Source organism: Chitinophaga sp. (genome assembly GCF_039596135.1).
Taxonomy (GTDB): domain Bacteria; phylum Bacteroidota; class Bacteroidia; order Chitinophagales; family Chitinophagaceae; genus Chitinophaga.
The window spans coordinates 1-23,331 of sequence record NZ_JBCNKH010000003.1; the positions used below are offsets into that span (position 1 = coordinate 1).

The 23,331-nt window shown below is 46.1% G+C and carries 18 protein-coding genes and 1 pseudogene; 11 read left to right on the forward strand and 8 right to left on the reverse strand.

Annotation, left to right across the window (positions count from 1 at the left end; all coding sequences use genetic code 11):
• Positions 1-528, forward strand: a pseudogene (locus ABDW16_RS03385) (DUF1080 domain-containing protein); the annotation flags it as partial.
• Positions 529-556: 28 nt separating this feature from the next.
• Positions 557-2,485 (forward strand): c-type cytochrome, encoded by a 1,929-nt coding sequence (locus tag ABDW16_RS03390; RefSeq protein WP_343667710.1) that lies wholly within the window; start codon positions 557-559, stop codon positions 2,483-2,485.
• A 165-nt stretch (positions 2,486-2,650) separates the two neighbouring features.
• Here ABDW16_RS03390 and dcd read toward each other — a convergent pair whose 3' ends face one another.
• A complete protein-coding gene (gene dcd / locus ABDW16_RS03395) occupies positions 2,651-3,187 on the reverse strand; it encodes a dCTP deaminase (protein ID WP_343667711.1) in 537 nt (178 codons plus the stop codon).
• Between the two features lie 47 nt (positions 3,188-3,234).
• Between dcd and ABDW16_RS03400 the strand changes: the two genes are divergently transcribed.
• From ABDW16_RS03400 to ABDW16_RS03415, 4 genes are read left to right on the forward strand one after another with little or no spacing between them, the layout of a single operon-like run.
• Complete coding sequence (locus ABDW16_RS03400; RefSeq protein WP_343667712.1) at positions 3,235-3,849, forward strand: 4'-phosphopantetheinyl transferase superfamily protein; 615 nt, start codon at positions 3,235-3,237, stop codon at positions 3,847-3,849.
• Between the two features lie 24 nt (positions 3,850-3,873).
• Positions 3,874-4,383: a shikimate kinase gene (locus tag ABDW16_RS03405; protein WP_343667713.1), complete on the forward strand. Its 510-nt coding sequence runs from the start codon at positions 3,874-3,876 to the stop codon at positions 4,381-4,383.
• Positions 4,376-4,777: a DUF423 domain-containing protein gene (locus tag ABDW16_RS03410; RefSeq protein WP_343667714.1), complete on the forward strand. Its 402-nt coding sequence runs from the start codon at positions 4,376-4,378 to the stop codon at positions 4,775-4,777. The genes ABDW16_RS03405 and ABDW16_RS03410 overlap by 8 nt, the downstream gene beginning before the upstream one ends.
• A gap of 8 nt (positions 4,778-4,785) precedes the next feature.
• On the forward strand, positions 4,786-6,210 hold the full coding sequence (locus ABDW16_RS03415; RefSeq protein WP_343667715.1) for an alpha/beta fold hydrolase: 1,425 nt from the start codon (positions 4,786-4,788) through the stop codon (positions 6,208-6,210).
• A gap of 52 nt (positions 6,211-6,262) precedes the next feature.
• Here the strand turns inward: ABDW16_RS03415 and ABDW16_RS03420 are convergent, their stop codons facing one another.
• The gene (locus ABDW16_RS03420; protein WP_343667716.1) at positions 6,263-6,523 is read right to left on the reverse strand and encodes a hypothetical protein; all 261 of its coding nucleotides are present in this window, start codon (positions 6,521-6,523) and stop codon (positions 6,263-6,265) included.
• A 70-nt stretch (positions 6,524-6,593) separates the two neighbouring features.
• Here ABDW16_RS03420 and ABDW16_RS03425 point away from each other — a divergent pair, with 70 nt between their 5' ends.
• The 3 genes from ABDW16_RS03425 to lpdA all read left to right on the forward strand — a co-directional run bounded on the left by ABDW16_RS03425 (position 6,594) and on the right by lpdA (position 11,750).
• On the forward strand, positions 6,594-9,173 hold the full coding sequence (locus tag ABDW16_RS03425) for a DNA translocase FtsK 4TM domain-containing protein (protein ID WP_343667717.1): 2,580 nt from the start codon (positions 6,594-6,596) through the stop codon (positions 9,171-9,173).
• 171 nt (positions 9,174-9,344) lie between these two features.
• Positions 9,345-10,016: an outer membrane lipoprotein carrier protein LolA gene (locus tag ABDW16_RS03430; protein WP_343667718.1), complete on the forward strand. Its 672-nt coding sequence runs from the start codon at positions 9,345-9,347 to the stop codon at positions 10,014-10,016.
• A 327-nt stretch (positions 10,017-10,343) separates the two neighbouring features.
• Entirely contained in the window at positions 10,344-11,750 is a 1,407-nt protein-coding gene (gene lpdA, locus ABDW16_RS03435; protein ID WP_343667719.1) for a dihydrolipoyl dehydrogenase, read from the forward strand.
• Between the two features lie 115 nt (positions 11,751-11,865).
• On the opposite strand, the gene ABDW16_RS03440 is transcribed toward lpdA, so the two are convergent.
• Complete coding sequence (locus tag ABDW16_RS03440; protein ID WP_343667720.1) at positions 11,866-14,625, reverse strand: S8 family peptidase; 2,760 nt, start codon at positions 14,623-14,625, stop codon at positions 11,866-11,868.
• 466 nt (positions 14,626-15,091) lie between these two features.
• Here ABDW16_RS03440 and ABDW16_RS03445 point away from each other — a divergent pair, with 466 nt between their 5' ends.
• A complete protein-coding gene (locus tag ABDW16_RS03445; protein WP_343667721.1) occupies positions 15,092-15,922 on the forward strand; it encodes a M57 family metalloprotease in 831 nt (276 codons plus the stop codon).
• Positions 15,923-16,022: 100 nt separating this feature from the next.
• On the opposite strand, the gene ABDW16_RS03450 is transcribed toward ABDW16_RS03445, so the two are convergent.
• Together ABDW16_RS03450 and ABDW16_RS03455 are read right to left on the reverse strand one after the other, a co-directional pair.
• Positions 16,023-16,919 carry a class I SAM-dependent methyltransferase gene (locus ABDW16_RS03450; RefSeq protein ID WP_343667722.1) on the reverse strand — a complete coding sequence of 299 codons (897 nt, stop codon included), beginning with the start codon at positions 16,917-16,919 and terminating at the stop codon, positions 16,023-16,025.
• A 27-nt stretch (positions 16,920-16,946) separates the two neighbouring features.
• Complete coding sequence (locus ABDW16_RS03455; RefSeq protein WP_343667723.1) at positions 16,947-18,494, reverse strand: methylmalonyl-CoA mutase family protein; 1,548 nt, start codon at positions 18,492-18,494, stop codon at positions 16,947-16,949.
• A 124-nt stretch (positions 18,495-18,618) separates the two neighbouring features.
• On the opposite strand from ABDW16_RS03455, the gene ABDW16_RS03460 reads away from it, so the two are divergent.
• Entirely contained in the window at positions 18,619-19,545 is a 927-nt protein-coding gene (locus ABDW16_RS03460) for a M23 family metallopeptidase (RefSeq protein ID WP_343667724.1), read from the forward strand.
• A gap of 91 nt (positions 19,546-19,636) precedes the next feature.
• Here the strand turns inward: ABDW16_RS03460 and ABDW16_RS03465 are convergent, their stop codons facing one another.
• The 3 genes from ABDW16_RS03465 to ABDW16_RS03475 form a co-directional block, all read right to left on the reverse strand.
• Entirely contained in the window at positions 19,637-20,113 is a 477-nt protein-coding gene (locus ABDW16_RS03465; protein WP_343667725.1) for a hypothetical protein, read from the reverse strand.
• Between the two features lie 178 nt (positions 20,114-20,291).
• Positions 20,292-21,491 (reverse strand): pyridoxal phosphate-dependent aminotransferase, encoded by a 1,200-nt coding sequence (locus ABDW16_RS03470; RefSeq protein WP_343667726.1) that lies wholly within the window; start codon positions 21,489-21,491, stop codon positions 20,292-20,294.
• Positions 21,492-21,594: 103 nt separating this feature from the next.
• Positions 21,595-23,223 (reverse strand): S8 family peptidase, encoded by a 1,629-nt coding sequence (locus ABDW16_RS03475; RefSeq protein WP_343667727.1) that lies wholly within the window; start codon positions 23,221-23,223, stop codon positions 21,595-21,597.
• Positions 23,224-23,331: the final 108 nt, after the last annotated feature.

Genomic DNA, 23,331 nt, shown 5'->3' on the forward strand with positions numbered 1-23,331 from the left:
GACAGAGGCATGCTGGCACAGGTATGGAGAGGTGGTTTCCTCGACGCCACCCCTATGTGGCATGACAGGGGGAATGGAACCTCCCGCCCCCGTGGCACCGTGCAGACTTTAGGCAAACCTTCCCTTACCCTGGCCAAACTCGCCAACGCGCAGGCGACCTGGCTCACAGATACCACCGGTACCGGTTATCGCCCCAAGGGTTATGTATTGGATGACAAAGATCGCCCTACCTTCAAATACCTCATCTATGGCACTGCTGTAACCGATGAAGTTCGTGTGCTCTCAGAAGGCCATGGCGTACATCGCGAAATAACCGTCGCCAACCCGGTAGATGGACTGTATGCAAAGATTGTAGCAGGTAACACAATAGAACCTGTTTCAAAAGATCTGTACATCGTAGATGGCAAAGCCTATTACCTGCAACTGGAAAATACCGGCAATGAACAGCCCCTGATCCGTGATGCAGCCGGAGGAAAGGAAATGATCATTCCTGTTCACGGTAAACTGAGCTATGCCATTCTTTTCTAATCGTTCCTTAATCTTTTGAATCCTGCACATGAAAAACATATTAAAAAAGGCGGTGCTTTGCGGCATGATGCTGGCTGTAACCTCGATGGCCACACAGGCACAGGAAACGCCGAAAGAAGAAGACTACTTTAAGATTTTAAAAATGAAAGCCCCCGAAGGGATCCTGCTGGAAGTAGGTGGCTTGTGTGTATTGCCAAATGGTGACCTGGGTGTATCTACCCGCAGAGGCGATATCTGGTTAGTACACGCACCTGACAGCCGTAACCCTTACTGGACAAAGTTTGCCAGCGGCCTGCACGAGATTTTAGGACTGGTATACAAAGACGGCGCGTTGTATTGCGCACAGCGCGGGGAACTCACAAAACTAATGGATACCAATATGGACGGAAAGGCTGATGTATACGAAACAGTATATGCCTGGCCGCTGTCTGGTCACTATCATGAATATAGCTTTGGCCCTAAACTGGCACCTGACGGATCTTTCTTTGTATCTGGCAACGTTGCCTTTGGTGACGAAGAATGGTGGAGAGGGGAGAGCCGTGTACCCTGGAGAGGCTGGATGATGCACATCTTTGAAGATGGGCATATGGAGCCGTATGCTACTGGTTTCCGTTCTCCATGCGGATTGGGTATGATCAATGGCGAATTGTTTTATTCAGAGAACCAGGGCGACTGGGTAGGCTCCGGTGGCGTATGGCAGGTGAAGAAAGGTGCTTTCATCGGCCACCCTGCGGGCTTACGTTGGTCACAGGAACCAAATTCGCCGGTGAAGGTAACGGAAAAGCAATTCTTTTCGCTGGTAGATGGCCGCCGGGTAAAAAATGCAGAAGGCCGTTATATCAAACCAGAGAATGTGGTGAATGAAAAATTTGTGACCCTGATGGATGTGAAGAAAGAAATTCCAGATTTACAGCTGCCGGCGGTGATTCTGCCACATGGTATACAGGGTATTTCCAACTCTGAGATTGTACCTGTTCCTGAAGGTAGCTTTGGTCCTTTCTCTGGCCAGCTGCTGGTAGGTGATCAGGGCCAGAGTAAGATCATGCGTGTGGTGATGGAGAAGGTAGATGGAGAATACCAGGGGGTATCTTTTGACTTCCGCCAGGGTTTCCAGTCAGGTGTATTGAGAATGGCATGGTCTAAAGACGGTAATACCTTGTTTGTAGGCGAAACCAACCGTGGCTGGGGTTCTGCCGGTGATGCAAATGAAGGTTTGCAAAGACTGGTATGGAATGAAAAGATGCCGTTTGAAATGAAAACGATCAAGGCAATGCCGGATGGTTTTGAGATTGAATTTACACTGCCGGTTGATAGAAAATCTGCAGAAGATTTAGCTTCTTACCATGTGGAGAATTTCACGTACAAGTATCATGCGGTGTATGGAAGTCCGATGGTAAACATGGGGCAGTGTCCTGTAAAGGGTGTGAAGGTATCTGAAGATGGATTGAAGGCAAGAATCATTGTGGATAGTCTGCGACTGGATTATGTACACAATATTGTGCTGGATGGTGTGAGAGAGAAGGAGCATTTTTATTCATTGATTCACAACAATGGTTATTATACGCTGCATCATATTCCACAGGGTGCAAAGCTGTCTGTAAGCCAGGTGAGCACATACAATTCAGAGAAGGTGAAAAAGCCGGCGGCGGTTACGCCTGCAAAGGCTGCTGTTACAACAGCACCTGCTGTTGCGAAAAAAGCGCCTTCATTTGAAGAAGTAAAACCTTTGCTTGCCAAATATACCTGTCTTGCCTGCCATAATCCTGACAAGCGCCAGGTAGGTCCGGCTTATAAAGACATCGCAAAAAGGAAATACACCAGCGAGCAGATCTTAAAACTGATTGCGAATCCAAAGCCACAGAACTGGCCGGACTATGCGACAGAAATGGCGCCAATGCCGCAGGTACCGAGAGCGGATGCGCTGAAGATAGCAGCCTGGATTAACAGCTTAAAATAAGCTCAGGCCCTGCCCTCAAACAGCATAAAACAATTTTAAGCCGGTGGCAGGTCTCGCCCTCAGACAGTTTAAAACAATCTCAATCCGGCGGCAAGTCCCGCTCCTCAAACAAAAACGCTTTTGCCGCAAGGCAAAAGCGTTTTTATAATATATTTAAAACAAAACTTAAAACTGATTCTTCCACATCATACTCTCCACCGGTCTCACCGTTCTCCCATTATACTTTGCATTCCCCTTCTTATTATAGAAAGTCTCTACATCCCCCTCCACTACAAAATAAATCAACTGTCCGATCGGCATTCCTGCGTAAATCCTTACCGGTTGTGCACAGCTAATCTCCAGTGTCCAGGTATTACAAAAACCAACATCACCCTTACCTGCTGTAGCATGAATATCGATTCCCAGTCGCCCTGTGCTCGACTTCCCTTCCAGGAAAGGTACATGAGCGTGCGTTTCGGTATATTCGGCTGTCACACCCAGGTACAGTGTACCCGGCTGCAGTACAAATCCTTCTTCGGGAATTTCAAAATGTTCAATTTCGTTGTGCGAACGGGCATCCAGTACACGGTCTTTGTAAGTAGCCATATACTTGCCCAGGTGTACATCGTAAGAGTTAGTGCCGAGATACTTCCGGTCGTAAGGCGAAATGACAATAGTGCCTTTTTCAATTTCCTCCAATATCCTTTTGTCTGACAGGATCATAGATCGGGTAAGTTGTTTTTGGTTATTTAGTATTAATTTGGCAAGATATGCCATTAATACGTACGATACAAATATCTCCCGGCAGCCGGCTGGGAGTCTGGCAGATCGGAGAGGACGAAACCTTCTTCAGGAAAAGGGTGAACATATCCCCGGCCATACATCATCCGCATAAACGCCTGCAGCATTTTGCTGGCCGTTACCTGTTGACGGAACTATATCCTGACTTCCCTTTGGATAGTATCCAGATCATGGAAAGCAGAAAACCTGTATTAAGCTGTAATAGTTTACACTTTTCTATCTCTCACTGTGGCGATTTTGTAGCTGCCATTGTGAGCGAGGATAGTGCGGTAGGAGTGGATATTGAGCGCATGAACGACAAAATTGACAAAGTCTCCCATAAGTTCCTGTCACCCAGGGAGCGGAAATTTATTGATCCGGACAATGCCCTGGCTCACAAGACTATTTGCTGGAGCGCCAAAGAGGCAGTGTTCAAATGGTATGGCCTGGGAAAGGTTGATTTTAAGGAAAATATGCAGTTAGAGCCATTCCCATATCAATTATATGGGTTTATGCACTGTAATTTTAACAAAGCAGATAAAAAAGCCCGGCTATCTTTGCAATATATTATTGCGGACGGCCTGTGCCTATCCTGGACCATTTAATGCATCACTTTAAATATACACTGCTTGAAGATCTTTTTATTAGGTTTTATGGGTGCCGGCAAGTCCTATTGGGGTAAACAGCTGGCCGAGCATCTTGAGTTACCATTCTATGACCTGGACGATGTAATTGTAGAATCAGAAGAAATGTCCATCAGTGATATCTTCGCTACCAAAGGCGAAGATTATTTCCGTGAAAGGGAAAGTTTCTGGCTGCGCGAGCTGTCTGAAGAAGACAATTTCCTGATTTCCTGTGGGGGAGGGGCGCCCTGCTTCCAGGATAATATGGATGTGATGAATGAAAGAGGTATCACTATCTGGTTGAACCCGGAACTGCCCCTGATCGTAGACCGCCTGAAGCGCAAGAAGGCAAAACGACCGCTGATAGCGGATTTGCCGGATGAAGAGATACTGGCATTTGTAGAGAAAAAACTGGCCGAAAGGCAGCCTTTTTATCAACAGGCACAAATTACAATAGCTGAATCTGACAGCGTAACATTAGAAACATTTACCAAAAGACTGAACAATAATGCATAAGGGCTTTTTAATCTGGGCATCGGTATTTGGCATATTGGGCGTAATACTGGGTGCCTTTGGTGCACATAAGTTTAACGAACTGGCTACTACGCCGGAACTAAAGGAATTTTTAGACAGGGCTTACAAGACAGGCGTAACTTACCAGTTCTACCACGCTTTTGCTTTAATAGCAGTTGCATTGCTATATGTTTATATTCCAGGTTCCCTTGCACAATGGGCCGGGCGCTGCTTTATCACCGGCGTGATCCTGTTTTCAGGTTCCCTTTACCTGATGACATTGGTGAAATTCGCTAAAATAGATATTCCTTCGATAATTGGTATTCTCACACCAATCGGTGGGGTGTTCTTCATCGCGGGATGGGCTTGCCTGCTGCTGGCGGTAATTAAGAAATAAAAGAACGTATGCTTAGATATGTGATTTTGACCTGCCTGGGTATATGCCTGGGCGGATTTGTATTTGCACAATCCGGTCCTGACATTAGCGGGAAATGGTATGGTATTCTGAAAACCCCGCAGGGGCAGAAACAAAGATTAGTACTCACTTTCGACAAAGTAGATGGTGAGTGGGAAGGGCAGATGGTAAATCCTGATGAGGAGGATGCACCTGTAGACATGGATACCGTAGCCCTCACCAACGATAGTCTGAAGTTTTCCATTCCCCGCATCGGCGTGGTGTTTATGGGCGCATGGACGAACCGTAATACTTACAACGGGTTCTTCTACCAGGTGAACAACAGGGTGAGCATTTACTTTTCCCGTAAGGAAGTGAAGGAAGACGATTTGCCGGCAGAGCGTCCGCAGACGCCAAAGCCACCGTTTGCCTACGATACCGAAGACATTAAATTTGTCAATAAGATTGATAAAGTACTTCTGGGTGGCACACTGACCAAACCGGGTAGCAAAGCACAGGAACCTTTTAAAGTAATTGTACTCATTCCCGGTGCAGGACATCCGGACAGGGACAATGAAATTCTGGGACATCGCCCGTTTGCCGTGCTGGCAGACTACTTTGTGAGAAGAGGTATTGCAACCTTACGATTCGATCAGCGTGGTATAGGAAATAGCACCGGGAATTATGATTCTGCCAGTGTTGGTAACCTGGCCAATGACGTGCAGGCTGCCCTTGATTATTTGAGGAGCAGGAAGGATATTGATTCTGTGGGAATTGGATTGTTGGGTTATGGCGAAGGTGGTGCTGTGGCTGAAATGGTAGCTGCGAATGATAAAATGATTGCTTACCTGATGCTGATGGCTGCGCCAGGGGTAGATGGGCAGACGCAGTATATAAACAGGATGATGACGACGGCGGCATCTTATGGAGATTCGAAAGATCGTATCAGGGATTATAAAGGGTTTTATCAGCCTTACCTGAAAGTACTGGTGAATCAGAAGGATACCCTTTCCCGTAAGACGATTGCTTATAACTATTTAGGTTTGGTATACAACCGTTTCGGAGATAGCACGAATGTAGCGGGCAAACAGCAGTTTGTACGCGAAGTATATGCGGCAGATACCCGGCCAAGGGCGCTGTCGCTACTGAAATTTGATCCGGCGCCTTACCTGGCGAAGATCAAATGCCCGGTGCTGGCATTGAATGGTGGCAGGGATGTAGAGACGGACGCCAGCAGCAATTTACAGGGTATTCAGGCCGGATTGAAAACAGGCGGAAATGAGTTGCTGACCATGAGGAATTTTGCAGGGTTGAATCATTTGTTTCAGCAGTGTACGACGTGCAGAATAGAGGAATATGGTACGCTGGATGAGACGATTCAACCGATGGTGATGGAGTTCATGGCGAAGTGGGTGTGGTTGTTGTATGAAGATTAATGATTGAAAATATTTAAAGGAAAAAGGTTTTGCTGTAAAGCAAAGCCTTTTTTTATTGAAAATATTGAAGCTCAATTGCAAATGGCCATTGCAAAAATGCCAATGGTAAATGGGCATTACAAAAATTCCTCTGGTAAAAGGCCATTGCAAAAAATCCCTCTGGTAAATGGCCATTGCAAAAAATTACCTCTAGTAAATGGCTATTGCAAAAATTCCTCTGGTAAATGGCCACTGCAAAAAATTCCGCCTCAATGGCGAAGCCAAATAAAAAAAGCTGCCCTTCCATGCTGCCGCAGGCCCCCTTGGTAGCCATTTTCAGGTATATATGAAAATTAATTCTTAATATATCAACCTGTGGCCTTAATTTTGGAGCGCAATAGAATATGTCCAAGAACAAACTAAAAACTGAAAAACCAGACAGCAAAAAGCCTCCTCGTGCTAATGACCCCAACGTATTGAAACAGGAAAAAGAAGCTGAGGTAAAAGTAAAAGAGCTGGTAAAAGATGAGCGCACCCACAAAGTCCTGGGGGTGATATGCCTTTTATTGTCCCTCTACTGTTTTCTTGCTTTCACCTCCTACCTCTTCACCTGGCAGGAAGACCAGGACAAAGTATTCCGTTACAGTGCCAACATCCTGCTCATGGACAACGATGCTGTAAAAGTGGAAAACCTCCTCGGTCGTTTAGGTGCATTTGTTTCCCATTGGTTTTTTTACAAAGGATTTGGCGTTGCCTCTTATCTTTTTTGCTACCTGTTCTTTATTCTCGGTGTCAACTTCATCGTTGGCCGCCGCGTATTCAGAGTATGGCGCAATGTTAAATATATCCTCTTTGGTTTACTGTTCATCAGCACCACTGCTGCATTCGTAGCAGGTCTTGCGGCAGCAGAATTTGCCTGGGGGGGCGCCATGGGCGATGCCGTGAGCAAATGGATCTCTGGTTTTCTCGGTACTGCCGGTGCTGCCCTGCTCCTGATGGTAGCTGGCCTGGCCTGGTGTATCTGGAAGTACAACCTGGATTTCAAATGGGTACTGCGCAAACCAAAACCACCTAAGCCACAGCTGGAAGACGTGGAATCGGAACCGGAAGTGCCTGTAGCCCCTGTGAAAAAAGATCCGGGCCGTAAAAATGGTCTGAAAGAAAACAGCACCACCGTGATCGCGCCTGCCGTAGAGGAACCGGAAATGGAAGACATGAAGCTGGTGGAAAAAAACATGCCCTTGACAGTCACCCCACCTGTTGTAGAAGAAGAACTCACCGAAGAAGAAGAGGAAGAAGATCCGGGTCCACTGCTGTACATCGAAGAAACCGTGGAGCAAACCAATGCCCGCAACAATAAAAAGAACAATGCACCATTAGATGTTGCCTGGGAAATCAAGCCCAGCAAAGACGAACCCGATGAGGAGCTGGCAGAAACTACCGGCACCGTAGGCGAAGCGGTTCAGCTGGATCCTTACGATCCATCACTGGATCTCCGCGATTACAAACATCCTTCGCTGGAACTGCTTGACAACCATAATACAGAAAAAGTGGTGCAGGATGCTGCTGAACTGGATAGAAACAAAGACCAGATCATCAGCACCCTCAAAAACTACGATATTTCTATCCAGAAGATCAGTGCAACTGTGGGGCCGACTGTTACCCTGTACGAAATTGTACCGGCAGCCGGTGTGCGCATTTCCCGTATCAAAAACCTGGAAGATGACATTGCCCTGAGCCTGTCAGCACTGGGTATCCGTATCATTGCGCCTATTCCCGGTAAAGGAACGATTGGTATAGAAGTACCAAATGTGAAAAAGAGTATGGTATCCCTGCGCAACCTGCTGGCTTCCGAAAAGTTCCAGCAGAGCAATATGGACCTGCCTATCGCAATTGGTAAAAAGATTGACAACGAAAACTTCATTGCCGATCTGGCCAAAATGCCTCACCTGCTCATGGCAGGTGCTACGGGTCAGGGTAAATCTGTGGGTATCAATACCCTGCTGGTTTCCCTGCTGTACAAAAAACATCCTTCCCAGCTCAAGTTTATCCTGGTAGACCCCAAGAAAGTGGAGCTCTCCCTCTATAAATTGATCGAGAAGCACTTCCTCGCCAAGTTACCGGGCGAAGAAGATGCCATTATCACTGATACCAAAAAGGTAATTCATACCCTGAATGCGTTGTGTATAGAAATGGACTTACGCTACGACCTGCTGAAAGAAGCGGGTACCCGTAACATCCGTGAGTATAACCATAAATTCGTACAGCGCAGGCTCAACCCGCAAAGGGGACACCGCTACCTGCCATTTGTAGTACTGGTGATCGATGAGTTTGCAGATCTGATCATGACGGCGGGTAAGGAAGTGGAAATGCCAATAGCACGTCTGGCCCAATTGGCCCGTGCGGTAGGTATTCACCTGATCATCGCTACCCAGCGTCCATCAGTAAACATTATCACGGGTACCATCAAGGCGAACTTCCCGGCCCGTATCGCCTTCAAGGTGTCGAGCAAGATCGACTCCCGTACCATCCTGGATATAGGTGGTGCAGAACAGCTGATAGGGCAGGGGGATATGCTGGTATCATTAGGAGGAGAACTGGTGCGCCTGCAATGTGCATTTGTGGATACCCCTGAGGTGGAAAAAGTGGCGGAATTCATTGGGCAACAACGCTCTTACCCCGAAGCTTATCTCTTACCGGAATATGTGGATGAGAAGGATCTGGAAGGCAAGGAAGTGAACCTGCAGGACAGGGATCCCCTGTTTGAAGAAGCGGCCAGGGTCATCGTACAAAATCAGCAGGGATCTACCTCTTTGTTGCAGCGCAGGATGAAACTGGGTTATAACAGGGCAGGCAGACTGATGGATCAGTTGGAAGCTGCTGGTATAGTAGGCCCGAACCTGGGCAGCAAGGCCAGGGAGGTGAATGTGAAAACGGAAACTGACCTTGAAATGATCTTAAACGACCTGGGCGGGGGCTTTTAAAAGAACTGATTATTTTAAACGGGCTAAACCGTAAGGGGTTTTAAACAAACCCAGGCATTTAAAGCAGGCTGAAGAGGCATATTGCGCCTTTTTGGCACAATCTTAACAATCCGGGCAGGTCCCGGCATAACATTTGTTTTTACTACTACAACAATAAAAAAACTTACCGTAATGAGGAAAATTTTATTCATGAGCATGTTGGCAGGGAGTGTAACAATGAGCGGCATAGCTCAGACAAGAACAGGCAGCCTGGGTGCGAATGACCCGAAAGCAAAGGTGATCCTGGATAATGTTAGCAAGAAGTTTTCAACCTTCAAGACAGTGGTAGCCAACTTCGTATTGAAAGTAGAAGGGGGCAATAACAGTGTGGCAGATTCCAAGAAAGGAACTGTATATGTAAAAGGCAGCAAGTATAAAGTAAACCTGGAGGGTCAGGAGATCATTAGCGATAACAAGACTTCCTGGACCTACCAGAAAGATGCTAATGAGGTGACAATCAACAATGTAGATCAGGGTAGCACACAGCTCACACCTGCTAAATTGTTTACCAACTTCTACGATAAGGATTATCTGTACCGTTTGGATGCAGAGACTACTGAGAAGGGTAAGGTGTATCAGAATATTGAGATGACGCCTACAGACAAGTCTAAGAATGTTTTCAAGGTAATTGTGTCAATTGACAAGAAAAACCAGAACATTTCGAAGATGAAAATGTTTGAGAAGAACGGAAACCGTTACACATACGAGATTACCAATTTCACACCTAATACGAACCTGACGGATGCGACATTTAGCTTTGATCCTAAGAAGTATCCGGGGGTAGAGGTAGTGGATCTGCGATAAGATATTGATGGATCTTCGATTAAGAAGAAAAGAAAAGCCTGGCTTATATTGGCCGGGCTTTTTCTGTTTTTTTGGGGAGAGATGCCGCAAATCTGGCAAAAACGAGCATTTTCATTACGCGGGCGTCAGCCCATAAAAAAGAAGCCTTCTTTGCTGCCACAGGCTCCACCCCAAGGTCATTGTCACTAAGTTCCACCATTGGGCGTCAGCCCATAAAAAAGAAGCCTTCTTTGCTGCCGCAGGCTCACCAACAATGTGATTAATTGCATACTAGCAATTGCACATTTTTTTACTACCTTTGGCCAGTTTTAATTAAAATTAAGCATTATGGCATACGACGTAATCGTAATTGGTAGTGGCCCCGGTGGATATGTGGCTGCTATCCGTGCTTCTCAGCTGGGATTTAAGACGGCAATCGTTGAAAGGGAGAACCTGGGCGGTATTTGCTTGAACTGGGGTTGTATCCCTACCAAGGCATTGTTAAAATCTGCACAGGTACTGGAATACATACAGCATGCCAAGGCCTATGGAATCAACGCAGGAGAAAGCAGCGTTGATTTTGATGCAGTTATCAAGCGCAGCCGTGGTGTTGCAGACAAGATGAGCAAAGGGATACAGTTCCTGATGAAGAAAAACAAAATTGACGTTCTGCTGGGTACCGGTAAGCTGAAAGCTAAAGGTCAGGTAGAAGTTACAGATAAGGACGGCAAAGTCGCAGTACACGAAGCTAAGCACATCGTACTGGCCACTGGTGCCCGCGCCCGCGAACTGCCTAACCTGAAAATTGATGGTAAGAAAGTAATCGGATACCGTGAGGCAATGGTACTGCCTAAACAGCCTAAATCCATGATCGTAGTAGGCTCCGGCGCTATCGGCGTTGAGTTTGCCTATTTCTACGCTACCCTGGGTACCAAGGTGACTATCGTTGAATTCATGCCGCGCATCGTTCCGGTTGAAGACGAGGATATCTCTAAAGAACTGGAAAAGATCTACAAGAAGAAAGGTATCGAAATCATGACCAATGCATCTGTTGAAGCTGTAGAAGCAAACGGTGAGGGCGTGAAAGCGAAAGTAAAGACTGCAACCGGCGAAATCACCCTGGAAGCAGATGTAGTACTGAGCGCCGTTGGTATTCAGGCTAACATCGAGAACCTGGGCCTGGAAGCATTAGGCGTAAAGACCGACAAGGGCCGTGTATTGGTAGACAAGTACTACCAGACAAATGTACCTGGCATTTACGCTATCGGTGATATGGTTCCTGGCCAGGCACTGGCACACGTAGCTTCTAAGGAGGGTATCGTTTGTCTCGAGGCGATCGGTTACAACGAAAAGAAATATGCGCACAAACCTGAGCCTATTGACTATATGAACATTCCTGGTTGTACTTATTGCGCACCAGAAATTGCTTCTGTTGGTTACACCGAAAAAGCAGCGAAAGAAGCTGGTTACGAAGTGAAGGTTGGTAAATTCCCATTCACTGTATCCGGTAAAGCAACTGCTGCCGGTGCGCCTGAAGGATTTGTCAAGGTGATCTTTGATGCTAAGTATGGCGAGTGGCTGGGTACCCATATGATCGGTGCGAATGTAACCGAAATTATTGCCCAGACTGTAACTGCACGTAAGCTGGAGACTACTTACCAGGAAGTGCTGGATTCTATCCACCCACACCCAACTATGAGTGAGTCTGTGAAAGATGCCATTGAGGTTGCGTACGGTGAAGCAATACACCTGTAAGAAAAGGTATTAACGCTATAATGAAGGTCCCGGAGGTAATACCCCGGGACCTTTTTATTTTAATTTGGTACCGACTTAAAGAATCATTGAAGCGATTTCTATACCATCCGGATCATTATAATTTTACCAGCTTTGTAGAAAATACTTTCTTCCCCTCATCATACAATACACAGGTATAGACCCCCGGCGATAATTGTTCGATAGACAGCGTTTCCTGCAGGCTGGCCAGGTTTTTAGTCAGGATCAGTTTTCCGTTCATATCAAACAGTTGCAGCTGCATATTACTCATGCTTTTGCTGATTACATTCACCAAACTGGTGGCGGGGTTTGGAAATATGAGATGGTCATGCTGCCGCAGCAGGTATACAGGCACAGGGTCTGAATAAATATTTGTACCATTGTCTGTAACGAGCCTGACTCTATAGTAAAGTAATCCCTCCGGTGCATTTTCATCTTCAAAGGTATAACTGGTGGCAGTACTGATCGCACTGGTACCAATAGATACATAGTCATTGCCGGACAATCTTTCCCAATACAATTCACTGATATGCCAGGTTGTACCCAGTGTCAGAACAAGGGATATATTCCGGGAAGTTGTTTCATTCGCCAGCAGGCTTTTGAAATAACAACCAGTGCCCTGTAACTGGTAATTGGTGGCATAGCTTTTCAATCCCGACCAGCCATCGGTATGCAATGGGCTCACAGCATAATAAGCAGAATTGCCCGAAGCAGTAATCGTCAGGAAGGTATCTACTGTTTGTGTATAAGGTAGCAGATAGGAGGTACCCATATGATACAACTGGTAAGCGCCGGCGTTTTGCAATGTATTCCAGAAGATCATCGCACTGTCTCCGCAGTCATAACCTGTTTGCAGGGTAAGGCGTGGTGACAGGTAGAAAGTATCGCTCACAAAGGCTGTATCAGTAGTAGTATATTTCAGTAAGGCAGTACAGAAAGTATCAGGAATAGTCCAGTAGTATAAACCGACAGCTGTATTCAATTGGGTCGTTATTGACTGCCAGGTGGCGCCTTTATCATAACTGCATGCAAGGTCTCCTTTGCCGGTTACATTTGAATTCCATCGTAATGGAAAGGGCACGGGGCTACCTGCTGCTATTACTTCTTTTGAGCCTGGATTCTGCCATTCAAATGTGTTTTTGGGTATATAACCATAAGCAATATAAAACGCCTGATTTGGTACATTTAAATGATGCGCAGTGACCTGTATCGTCACAGCTCCTGCCGCGGGGTTCTCAATTGTAATTTGTTCTACATTATTCAAACTATCAGTAGCACGACGTGGTGCTGCAGACAACGAATCTGGAACAGGTGCTGCAGATAATACCCATGGAAGATAATTACTGCCATTTGCCTGTACGGTTAAGTCCAGGTCATTCACCAATGCAACCGCCGCATTCGCCTGGGCAGGGGGATCATTCCAGCACAGTGTTACTTTCAATGTTTGTATACCTGCAGGTACCTGTATTGTGAAAGTACCATTGTCCGTGCCCCCCCAAAAATGTGCCTGTGCCAATGTCTGTATTGCATGCAGTGTATGTAAACTACCGAACCCGTTGCTATAACTGATACCATTACTTTGTGCACTATTGATCAAAATTGCACGCACCAGTGCTGCCGAGGGCATTGTATGGTATACCTGTTTATAAGCCTGTTGTAATAATGCCGCAGTACCACTACACAGCGCTGCTGATCCTGAAGAACCATCTATGCCGAATGCTACTAATTCCGGTTTAATCCGTCCATCGTAAGCAGGCCCTTTTGAACTGACAGATAGTACATGCAGTGAGTCGTCTGTAGCGCCAACTACTAATACATTCTTTGCCTGTTTGAAAGTACCTGTCAGGTTTGCAAACCCGTTCAGGTTTTGATAGATGCCTGTAGAATCACCTTCCGTACCTATATTCCCTGAAGAGAATACGTGCAATACAGTATCTGTATTATACACCTGCTCATCAAAGGCCACTGCTTCGGCCCCATAATAATTCTCTATACCTGTTCCATAAGAATGATTCTGAATAGAGATACGATATGCCTGCATATAACTGCTATCCTCAGGTAGTAAACTATAACTATAATCCGCAGGGCATAACAATGCCTGTGGTGCTGCCCCCATGCCTTTTTCACCGGTATTACCCGCACCTGCTATCATAGTCGCCATAATAGTAGCATGCGAAGAAAAATTTGCAGCAGCATTTTTATTATATAAAAATCTCCCTGTTAAATCAAGATCTGTCGTGTCAAATAAATCTTCTTTCAATGATATGGTAATATCACTACCCCTTATTGCGGGATAAGCCTGTTGTGCAGTGTTGATCGCATTTGCAGAGTTGTCTGCTGAATTAATTCTCTGTTCCGGCGATGCTTTGCGTTGTATATCTGCAAAGGAAATAAAAGGTTGCGCTATAAAAGAAGACCAGTCTTTGGTATGAATAGAAACGGTGTAAGAAGATCCATACTGACGTAGCACACGGCAGTAGGCCGGAGACTGTGTAGTAGTTACAATCAATCGGATGCTATCTTTTTCCGAAAGCATATGTAACAAATTCGTACTCGCCTTCCAGTTATCATTTGCAGGATAGGTATATACCACTTCTTGCTGCAATGTACTATCGAAGTTTGTCTTCTTTAGTATAAAATGCACTTTACTTAATGATTTTACCACCCCATAATCATGCAGTGATTCACCGGGAAATTCACGGAACTTTACGAGGTAATAATCTGTATGTTTACGCGAATGTGGACCCGCAATGTCCCTGCTGGCGTATTGTTCAGCTACCGGGTCGGGTAGCTCCTGTGCGCCTGCTGATAATGATTGGCATACTAATAAGTGTAACAATACAAGGGTTGCTCTCATAAAGATTTTGGGTTGACAGGTTGCTCGTTGCTTCAAATAAAACTAATGTAATTCATTCATAACTTTGATTAACAGGGAAAGAAAAATTTTTTTTGGTTTCATGGAAAGTTGTAATATTGGAACCGAGCAACTAAAATCTAAACGTCGAGGCAATTGATACCAGAGATGAAACATACAGCCGTGTAATGGCGTTAACCGATGGAATCAAATAGTCATTGAAAACCCGGAGAGGACACGGATTTTGCCATACCGTTTCTTTTACCTACATCACATTATGAGCACTAAAATTATGTATTAGCAGTAAACAATTTAAACATGCATGATGCACGTAATGTGCAGCAATTGTAAGCACGAGTTATTATCTGTCGTTAGCTGTATTTACTGATGATGAATACGTCCATTTTTCATCAGCGAATCAGCTAATAATATCTTCATTTTCCAGAAACCCAAACCCAAATCTAAATGTATGCGTAAACATTCATTCAACGCCTTATTGTGTCTGATGGCGGGCATCGCCGTAGCAACTGTGTCCTGTAAAAAAGATAATGTAAGCAGCACAAAGTCAGCTGATGCTATCTCCACTGAAACCCTGGCAAAAATCGAAGCACTGGGATTCAGCGCTGCTGATGTACATAAGTTCCATGACGATTATATTGTAGAAGGTGATATCCGCCTGACCGAAGATGATCTGAATGGTAAATACACAGGTCCTGTACTGCGTGTTGCTTCTTCTGAACAATACCGCACTACTAACCTGGTAACGGGCACTCCACGCACGATTACTATAAAAGTAGCCAGCAGCCTGGGTAGCGCATATGTAGCAGGTACTGATACTGCTATTGCACGTTACAACCGTCTTGGCCTGGCCATCACATTCTCCCGCATTACCAGTGGTACTGCAAGCATTACCATCTCTGGTTTCAACCAGGGTCCAAGCGGTGGTTACATCACCCTGGGTTCTTCTGGTTTCCCAACCAGCAGCGGTAATCCTTATAGCTCTATCCTGATGAATACTAACTCTCAGGCATATGGCAGCAATCCTAACGTGCTGTATGTAGGTTCTGTAATACAGCATGAAATCGGTCACTGTATTGGTTTCCGTCACACTGATTACTTCGATCGTTCTTACAGCTGTGGTGGTACTGCTACAAACGAAGGTGCTTCAAGCGTAGGTGCTATCTGGATTCCAGGTACTCCAACCGGTGCTGATGCAAATTCATGGATGCTGTCCTGCTCTAATGGCGGCAACCGTACTTTCAACGCGAACGATATTATCGCATTAAACTACTTGTATTAATTAGTAAGAAAGATATTCTTATTAGCTGATGCATGAGCAAAGAAGCCGGTAGCACATTGCTACCGGCTCATTGTATTATCCTGAATAAAATCGTACTTGTTTATTCTGCTTTACATTCGTACACCACAGAACTACACCTGTCCACATCTTTCAATCCTTTGCGCCAGGAGATAAACCCATGCCGGAAGCCTTTGAAGAGACCATTCCCTCCTGTTTTATACTTTTCACTCAGCAGACTTACATAGAAGCCATCGAACACCATCGGGTGCTTTTTCACTACTCTTATTTTATGCTGCTTCAGCAATGCTTCCATGGCAGCAGGAGAGAAGTGATAAAGGTGACGTGGCACGTCGTAGGCTGCCCAGTATTCACCATAGTGTTCTGCATCGGGAGAGGTGTAGTTGGGAACAGCGATCAGGAGTGCGCCTTCCGGTTTTAACAAAGTACGGATCTGGCGGATATATTCATGTAAGGTATGTACGTGTTCCAGTACATGCCACATCGTGATTGCATCAAACTGTCCGGCAGGAAGTGAGAAAAGATCTTCTGAAGGACGAGGGTCTATGTTGTATAATGTCTTTGCGTTCTGACGGGCTGTCTGGTCTGGTTCAAGACCGGTGATCTGCCAGCCGCCCTGTTGCATGAAGTGAAGGAAGGCACCTGTTCCACAGCCGATGTCGAGGATGGAACCTTGTTTGAGACCGGTTGCTGCCTTTACCCAGTTTTGTTTACTGCGCAGGGTGATTTTCCTTACGCTGTGGTATAAACGGTTGATGAGACCCTGGCGGGTTTCTGAGTGGGAGATGTATTCCTGCGATTGGTAATAGCGCCCGATGTTGGCACTATCAGGAACATTTTGTGTATAACGTACGCTGCAATGCCCGCAATGGTTGATGTCGAAGGTTTCTTTTGAAACGGTGTAATCTTTGGCTGTCAGTACTTTATGTGAAGTTGCGGCTCCACATACCGGACAGGTGTTATGGTAGATAAAAGACATGGCCAAAATTAATGAATTACAGCAATACTATTTATATTCACCGAATACTTTCCGCAAGGTATCCGCTATTTCACCGAGGGTACACAAAGTTTCCACAGCTTCCACAACGATAGGCATCAGGTTCTCCTCCGTATGTGCCGCGGTTTCCAGCCTTTGTAATATTGCCTGTACCGCTTCATTATTCCTCCTGCTCCGCAGGGATTGCAGCCTTTCCGTTTGCACCTGCCTGATACTATCATCTATCCTGAAAATCTCTGGCGTCTCTTCTTCCTTTACCGTAAATTTATTTACTCCTACTATTATCTTTTCACCTCTTTCTATTTCCTGCTGGTATAAGTATGCACTCCGCGCGATCTCATCCTGCACAAAACCCTGTTCTATTGCACTCACCGCACCCCCCATTGCATCTATGCGATGTATCAGTTCCCAGGCCTTTGCCTCCACCTCGTTCGTCAGGGCTTCTACATAATAAGACCCTGCCAGCGGATCTACGGTATCCGCAATTCCACTTTCATACCCCACTATCTGCTGGGTGCGCAAAGCAATTCGTGCCGCTTCTTCCGTGGGCAGTGAGAGTGCTTCGTCATAGCCATTGGTATGCAAAGATTGGGTACCACCTAAAGTGGCCGCCAGGGTTTGTACGGCAACACGTACAATATTATTATGGGGTTGTTGTGCGGTCAGTGTGCTGCCACCTGTTTGTGTGTGAAAGCGTAACATCTGTGCCTTTGGATCAGTGGCCCCCAATTCAGCCGTTATATGTGCCCACATTCTACGTGCGGCCCTGAACTTTGCCACTTCTTCAAAGAGGTGATTATGTGCATTGAAAAAGAAAGATAACCTGCGGGCAAACACATTGATCGATAACCCTTTTTCAATCGCCGCTTTTAAATAGGCCTTGCCGTTAGCGAGTGTAAAAGCTAATTCCTGTACCGCATTTGCCCCCGCCTCCCGGATGTGATACCCCGAAATAGAAATGGTATTCCATTTGGGTACCTCTTTACTGCAATATGCAAAGATGTCTGTAATCAGGCGCATAGACGGCTTGGGCGGATAAATATAGGTCCCCCTCGCCGCGTATTCCTTCAGGATATCATTTTGAATAGTACCGGATATTTTATGCAGATCTGCCCCCTGTTTTTTGGCAAGTGCAATATATAAAGCAAGTAAAATGAACCCTGTTGCATTGATCGTCATACTGGTGGAAATATCTTCCAGTTTGATGCCGGCAAAGAGCCGTTCCATATCTTCGAGTGAATCAATCGCTACACCTACTTTTCCCACTTCTCCTTCAGACATGGCATGATCAGAATCATACCCGATCTGTGTAGGCAGGTCAAAGGCCACGCTCAGCCCCATTACCCCCTGGCTAAGCAGGTAATGGTAGCGCTGGTTCGAAGCTTCGGCGGTACTAAATCCCGCATACTGCCGCATGGTCCACAGTTTGTCGCGGTACATGGAGGCATGTACCCCCCTGGTAAAAGGGAATTGTCCGGGCAATTCATCCATGGGTACCGGTTGGGTATATACTGGCTCAATGACAATACCGGCATCTGTTTTGATGATATTTTCCATAATCTATGCGTTCGTGGAATAATGATGTATGATAGACAATGTTACATAATTATTATCGTATTGCTGCGAAGGCCAAAATATTGATAATTTGCAGGACCATTTCTGAAAGATTACCGAATAAGCTATGTTTATTTACGCACTGTTATTACTGACTTTTGCATTGGCCCTGTTCAGCATCTTTTTTACATTTACTGCTGCTGCAGCCCTATTCCGCCACAGCTGGTCCCGCCTTTTAGTAGGATTATCATTGGGCGTATTCATTTATCTCTATGGCACCTGGGTGTACCTTACTATCGAAGCCAAGTATGCTTTTGGCATCTGTCTCCTGCTCGCACTGGTCATTGGCGCCCTGCGCCGGAAAAGAGGGAAACGGGCATCGCGGACCTGGCAGGTAGGCTTTAATTTATTATTTGCCACCGGGTTTACCCTGCTGAGTATCCTTTATTTCACCGGTACCACTCCCAAACCCGCAACGATTGAACTGGCTTTCCCCATGAAAACCGGGCGATATTTCGTGTTGCAGGGAGGAAAGAGCTTGCCCACCAACCTGTTTCACTACAGCTTGCGGGGAGCGATTTATGCCATGGATATCGTAAAACTGAAGCCGGATGGCAGGCGTGCAAATAAGATCTTCAGCAGGAAGTTAAAGGATTATGAAATCTTTGGTGATACCATCTACAGTCCTTGCGATGGACGGGTATTAAAAGCCTATGGAAATAACCCGGATAATATTCCTCCTGACATGAGTCGTGGGCCCAATAATACGAACCAGGTGATTATTGAAACCACCAATAGTTACATCTTTTTAGGGCATATGAAGGAGGGGAGTGTGATTGTGCATGACGGGGACCTGGTTCAACAAGGGCAGGCCCTGGGTTGTGTGGGAAATTCAGGGTTTAGTTCGGAGCCGCACCTGCATATTCAGGCGCATAAAAAAGTACCGGGAGTGCCGTGGTACCAGGGGCCGCCACTCTATATTCACTTCAATGGAAAAGGATATTTACTGTATGAGGTGATCCGGCCAAAACGGGTGATGATGGTAGAGAAATAATTAAAAGGGGTTGTATCACTCACGATACAACCCCTTTTAATTCGGGTACCTGATGGAAAACTTTTATGTGATCCTCATGATCCTCTTTTGGTTAGAATAACTTGCGGGCTTCGGCATTTACAATCTGCGCGGTCATTTCGGCAGGTGATGTTTCTGCTTGCAGGAATACTTCCAGTATCTGTTTATTGAGATCCATCGCGGTGGCTTCGGCAGGGAGCTGGCTGGCTACCTGGTTGATGATCGTGATGGTTTGTTCTTTCAGTGTTTTTACAGCTTCCCAGGCGAGTGGAGAAACGTAGATCTGCTGAGTAACGTTGTGATCAAATTCTGCTTTGATCGTGTGGATCAGGCCTACCTGCATGTCTGTAGCACTGAGGCCGGGTTGATATACACGGCCGATCAGGTTTTGCAGGTTGATGCGGTCTACCAGCAGGGCCATTCTTTCATAGGCTTGTAATTGCAGGGGAAGTACTGCTTTGTCACTGCTGCGCGGTGTTTCGGCAGCAGGCGCGGTGGCAGGCTTTGCCTCCTTGTCTTTAGGTTTTTGGAACATGTCCCTCAAGGTCATATATAGAATAGTTAAGATGCCAATTCCTAATACAAAAAAAAGCAGGCTTTGATTTGAAATACCCATGTATAATGATTGTTTGCAGGTGCAAATATATAAATAATAATGTGCAGATGTAGGGACGAAAAAAAAGCTTTTGCCGATCTGACAAAAGCTTTTTCTATAGAAAATGAATTAATCAGGCCAGTTTTTCCAGTCCGGCTTTCAGACGCTTCATCCCTTCCTGCAGCTTCTCCATAGAGGCGGCATAAGAAATACGGATGGCATTTGGTTGCTGGAAGGCAGAACCTGTCACAAATGTCACGTTCGCTTTGTGTAAAAGATACATACACAGATCATCGGCATTGTTCACGGTTACACCGTCGTAAGACTTACCAAAGAAGCTGCTTACATCCGGGAACATATAGAAGGCTCCGTCCGGGTTGATCAGTTTCAAGCCTGGTATCTGGCTCATTTGTTCGAAAACAAATGCCCTTCTTTTGGTGAACTCTGCCAGCATCTCATCAGCAGAATCTTTAGGACCATTCAGCGCTGCTACTGCCGCCTTTTGTGTAATAGAACAGGTGGCAGAGGTGAACTGGCTCTGGATGTTTTCTGCCGCCTTTGCTACTGCTGTCGGTGCAGCCAGGTAGCCCAGACGCCATCCCGTCATCGCAAAGCCTTTACTCAGACCATTGATAATGATGGTACGTTCTTTCATCCCTTCAAACTGTGCGATGCTTTCGTGTTTACCCACATAGTTGATGTATTCATAGATCTCATCAGCCAGCACGTAGATACCAGGATATCTGGCAAATACATCGGCCAGTGCCTTCAGTTCGTCTTTACTATATACAGATCCGGTAGGATTGCAGGGCGAAGAGAACATGAACAACTTTGTCTTTGGTGTAATGGCCGCTTCCAGTTGTGCGGGCGTGATCTTGAATTTATTCTCAATACTGCAGGGTACGAATACAACCTTACCCTGACAGAGTTTTACTAATTCTGAATAAGTTACCCAATATGGCGTAGGGATAATCACCTCATCACCGGGGTTGATTACACTCAGCACTGCGTTGGCAATGCTTTGCTTGGCACCTGTCGATACCACAATCTGCTCCGGCAGATATTCCAGGTTGTTATCGCGTTGCAGTTTTTTCACAACTGCCGCTCGCAGATCTGCAATACCAGCTACGGGTGTGTAATGCGTAAAGCCTTCATCGATGGCTTTTTTTGCTGCCTCCCTGATGTGGGCAGGCGTGTCAAAGTCAGGTTCGCCGATGCTCAGATCTACAATGTCTATACCCTGCGCTTTCAACTCACGGCTCAGCTTAGCCATTTTGATCGTTTGTGGCTCAGAGATTCTTGACAGCCTTTCTGCTAATTCCAAATGCTTCATAACAAAAATGTTTAGTAGGTGCGCGACCAGCAACAAACCTACAATAATTTTGTAACTGATGGGAGAAGAAATCTGTGATCGTAATTAGGAGAGGGAGAAATACTTAACGTTTTATCAGTTTAACCACGGCCTTATCCCCACCTTTTTGTGCGCTTAAATAATATATACCAGCGGGTAAGGCAGAAAAATCTGCCGGCCACTCGTAGAAATAATAAGCTGTGGCAGCGGTAAAGCTGGTCGTCCTGATCCTGCGGCCACTATTGTCATACAGCGCCAGTTCCACCTTTTGGCCTGCAGTTGCATGTACGTAGGCTTTGATTGAGCCGGAAAAGGGATTGGGCAGTGCTTTCAGCCAGCTATGCTGTAACTGCATGCTATCGCTGGATAAAGTGCTGGCTAATAATGTATTGAAAGCAACACCATAATTTGGAATACCATAGCCCAGCTCATTGTCTGGCGATGTGTACTGGCTGCTACTGGCCCTGACTGCATTGATCACCTCCTGGTTCGTACTGTTGGGAAACGCCTGCCATAAGCATGCGGTGAGGCCAGCTATCACCGGTGTGGCAAAGGATGTACCACTGCCCAGTGTGAGCACACCATCTGGCCGTACGATCTGGCTATACTGCCCCACAGAAACTACATCTGGTTTGATACGGCCATCGGCAGCAGGGCCACGGCCGCTAAAATCAGCAAGCACACCTTCGGCGCTGACAGCGCCTACTGTCAGGATACTATCTGCATCACCCGGTGTTAATATATAATGCCAGTCATTGGCACCTTCATTGCCTGCAGCGATGACTACAATCATTCCCTTTGCAGCAGCCAATGCCGCGGCACGGGCAATGAGGGTTGTCTTTCCATCCAGATCTGCGTAGGTGTGGTTATAAACAGGATCATCGAAGGTATTGTAACCAAGTGAGGAGGATATGAGATCGGCTCCCATACTGTCTGCATATTCGGCAGCAGCCACCCAGTTATTTTCTTCAATGGGTTTTTCCCAGTCTGTTTCTTCTGTGCGGAGCAGCATGTAACCCGCTTCCGGTGCGGATCCAATCATCTCGTTCGGCAGGTTGGCAGCCAGTATGGAGAGCACTTCGGCACCATGTTCGCCATAGTCGTATACGTTAGCAGTCGCGTTGACAAAATCCCAGGTGCTGATGATCGTTGTATTGGTAAAGGCCCGGTTTACATTCACAGATGGGAAACCATTATCAATGACAGCAATGACCATATTTTGTCCTTTATAATTGTTGTCATGTAAGCTGATGGCATTGTGCAGTTCCATCTGCCCTTTTGCGCCACCGTATATACCGGTACCAGTTTGCTTAGTATTATTGCCGGCAGCAGAAATGGCTTTGCGAAAGGAGGCTTTCCGGCCTTCGGGGCTGGTTTTCGACACAAAGGGAAAGGACTGAATTTTTCGCAGGGCGGCGGTGTCAGTAGTCTGGATAATGACCTGGTTGAACCAGCGGGAAGTATAAAGTATGCGTACATTTCCGGCGGCAGCAATGCTGTCGCGGTAAGTTGCAGATACCGGCAGGTCTGTACTGTCTATGGAAAGGTGTTGTTTTGTTCTGCGCTCAATGGCTCTGGCAGTCAGAAAATGCGAAGGTTGATCGAGCGACCAGGTGGCGTTGCCCTTGTCATGCAACTGGATAATATAGCGGGGAGTCTGGGCCTTACTAAAGGAATAGGATAGCAGGAATATAAACAGGATAGTGAGCCTCATAGGGCTAAGGTAGTGTATCAGTTTCATTTTTCTTACTCCAAAATCACCCGAATCTTTCGTGCAGTTGCAGGCAACTGCACGAAAGATTCGGAAGTGGCCTGCGGCCGG

What these genes read in the sequence shown, in the direction of transcription:
- ABDW16_RS03475 (WP_343667727.1), bottom strand. Translation starts at nt 23,223, where the DNA reads ATGAGGCTCACTATCCTGTTTATATTCCTGCTATCCTATTCCTTTAGT.
- ABDW16_RS03470 (WP_343667726.1), bottom strand. Translation starts at nt 21,491, where the DNA reads ATGAAGCATTTGGAATTAGCAGAAAGGCTGTCAAGAATCTCTGAGCCA.
- ABDW16_RS03425 (WP_343667717.1), top strand. Translation starts at nt 6,594, where the DNA reads ATGTCCAAGAACAAACTAAAAACTGAAAAACCAGACAGCAAAAAGCCT.
- ABDW16_RS03390 (WP_343667710.1), top strand. Translation starts at nt 557, where the DNA reads ATGAAAAACATATTAAAAAAGGCGGTGCTTTGCGGCATGATGCTGGCT.
- ABDW16_RS03420 (WP_343667716.1), bottom strand. Translation starts at nt 6,523, where the DNA reads ATGGCTACCAAGGGGGCCTGCGGCAGCATGGAAGGGCAGCTTTTTTTA.
- ABDW16_RS03410 (WP_343667714.1), top strand. Translation starts at nt 4,376, where the DNA reads ATGCATAAGGGCTTTTTAATCTGGGCATCGGTATTTGGCATATTGGGC.
- ABDW16_RS03400 (WP_343667712.1), top strand. Translation starts at nt 3,235, where the DNA reads ATGCCATTAATACGTACGATACAAATATCTCCCGGCAGCCGGCTGGGA.
- ABDW16_RS03450 (WP_343667722.1), bottom strand. Translation starts at nt 16,919, where the DNA reads ATGTCTTTTATCTACCATAACACCTGTCCGGTATGTGGAGCCGCAACT.
- ABDW16_RS03460 (WP_343667724.1), top strand. Translation starts at nt 18,619, where the DNA reads ATGTTTATTTACGCACTGTTATTACTGACTTTTGCATTGGCCCTGTTC.
- ABDW16_RS03440 (WP_343667720.1), bottom strand. Translation starts at nt 14,625, where the DNA reads ATGAGAGCAACCCTTGTATTGTTACACTTATTAGTATGCCAATCATTA.
- lpdA (WP_343667719.1), top strand. Translation starts at nt 10,344, where the DNA reads ATGGCATACGACGTAATCGTAATTGGTAGTGGCCCCGGTGGATATGTG.
- ABDW16_RS03430 (WP_343667718.1), top strand. Translation starts at nt 9,345, where the DNA reads ATGAGGAAAATTTTATTCATGAGCATGTTGGCAGGGAGTGTAACAATG.
- ABDW16_RS03415 (WP_343667715.1), top strand. Translation starts at nt 4,786, where the DNA reads ATGCTTAGATATGTGATTTTGACCTGCCTGGGTATATGCCTGGGCGGA.
- ABDW16_RS03465 (WP_343667725.1), bottom strand. Translation starts at nt 20,113, where the DNA reads ATGACCTTGAGGGACATGTTCCAAAAACCTAAAGACAAGGAGGCAAAG.
- ABDW16_RS03455 (WP_343667723.1), bottom strand. Translation starts at nt 18,494, where the DNA reads ATGGAAAATATCATCAAAACAGATGCCGGTATTGTCATTGAGCCAGTA.
- dcd (WP_343667711.1), bottom strand. Translation starts at nt 3,187, where the DNA reads ATGATCCTGTCAGACAAAAGGATATTGGAGGAAATTGAAAAAGGCACT.
- ABDW16_RS03445 (WP_343667721.1), top strand. Translation starts at nt 15,092, where the DNA reads ATGCGTAAACATTCATTCAACGCCTTATTGTGTCTGATGGCGGGCATC.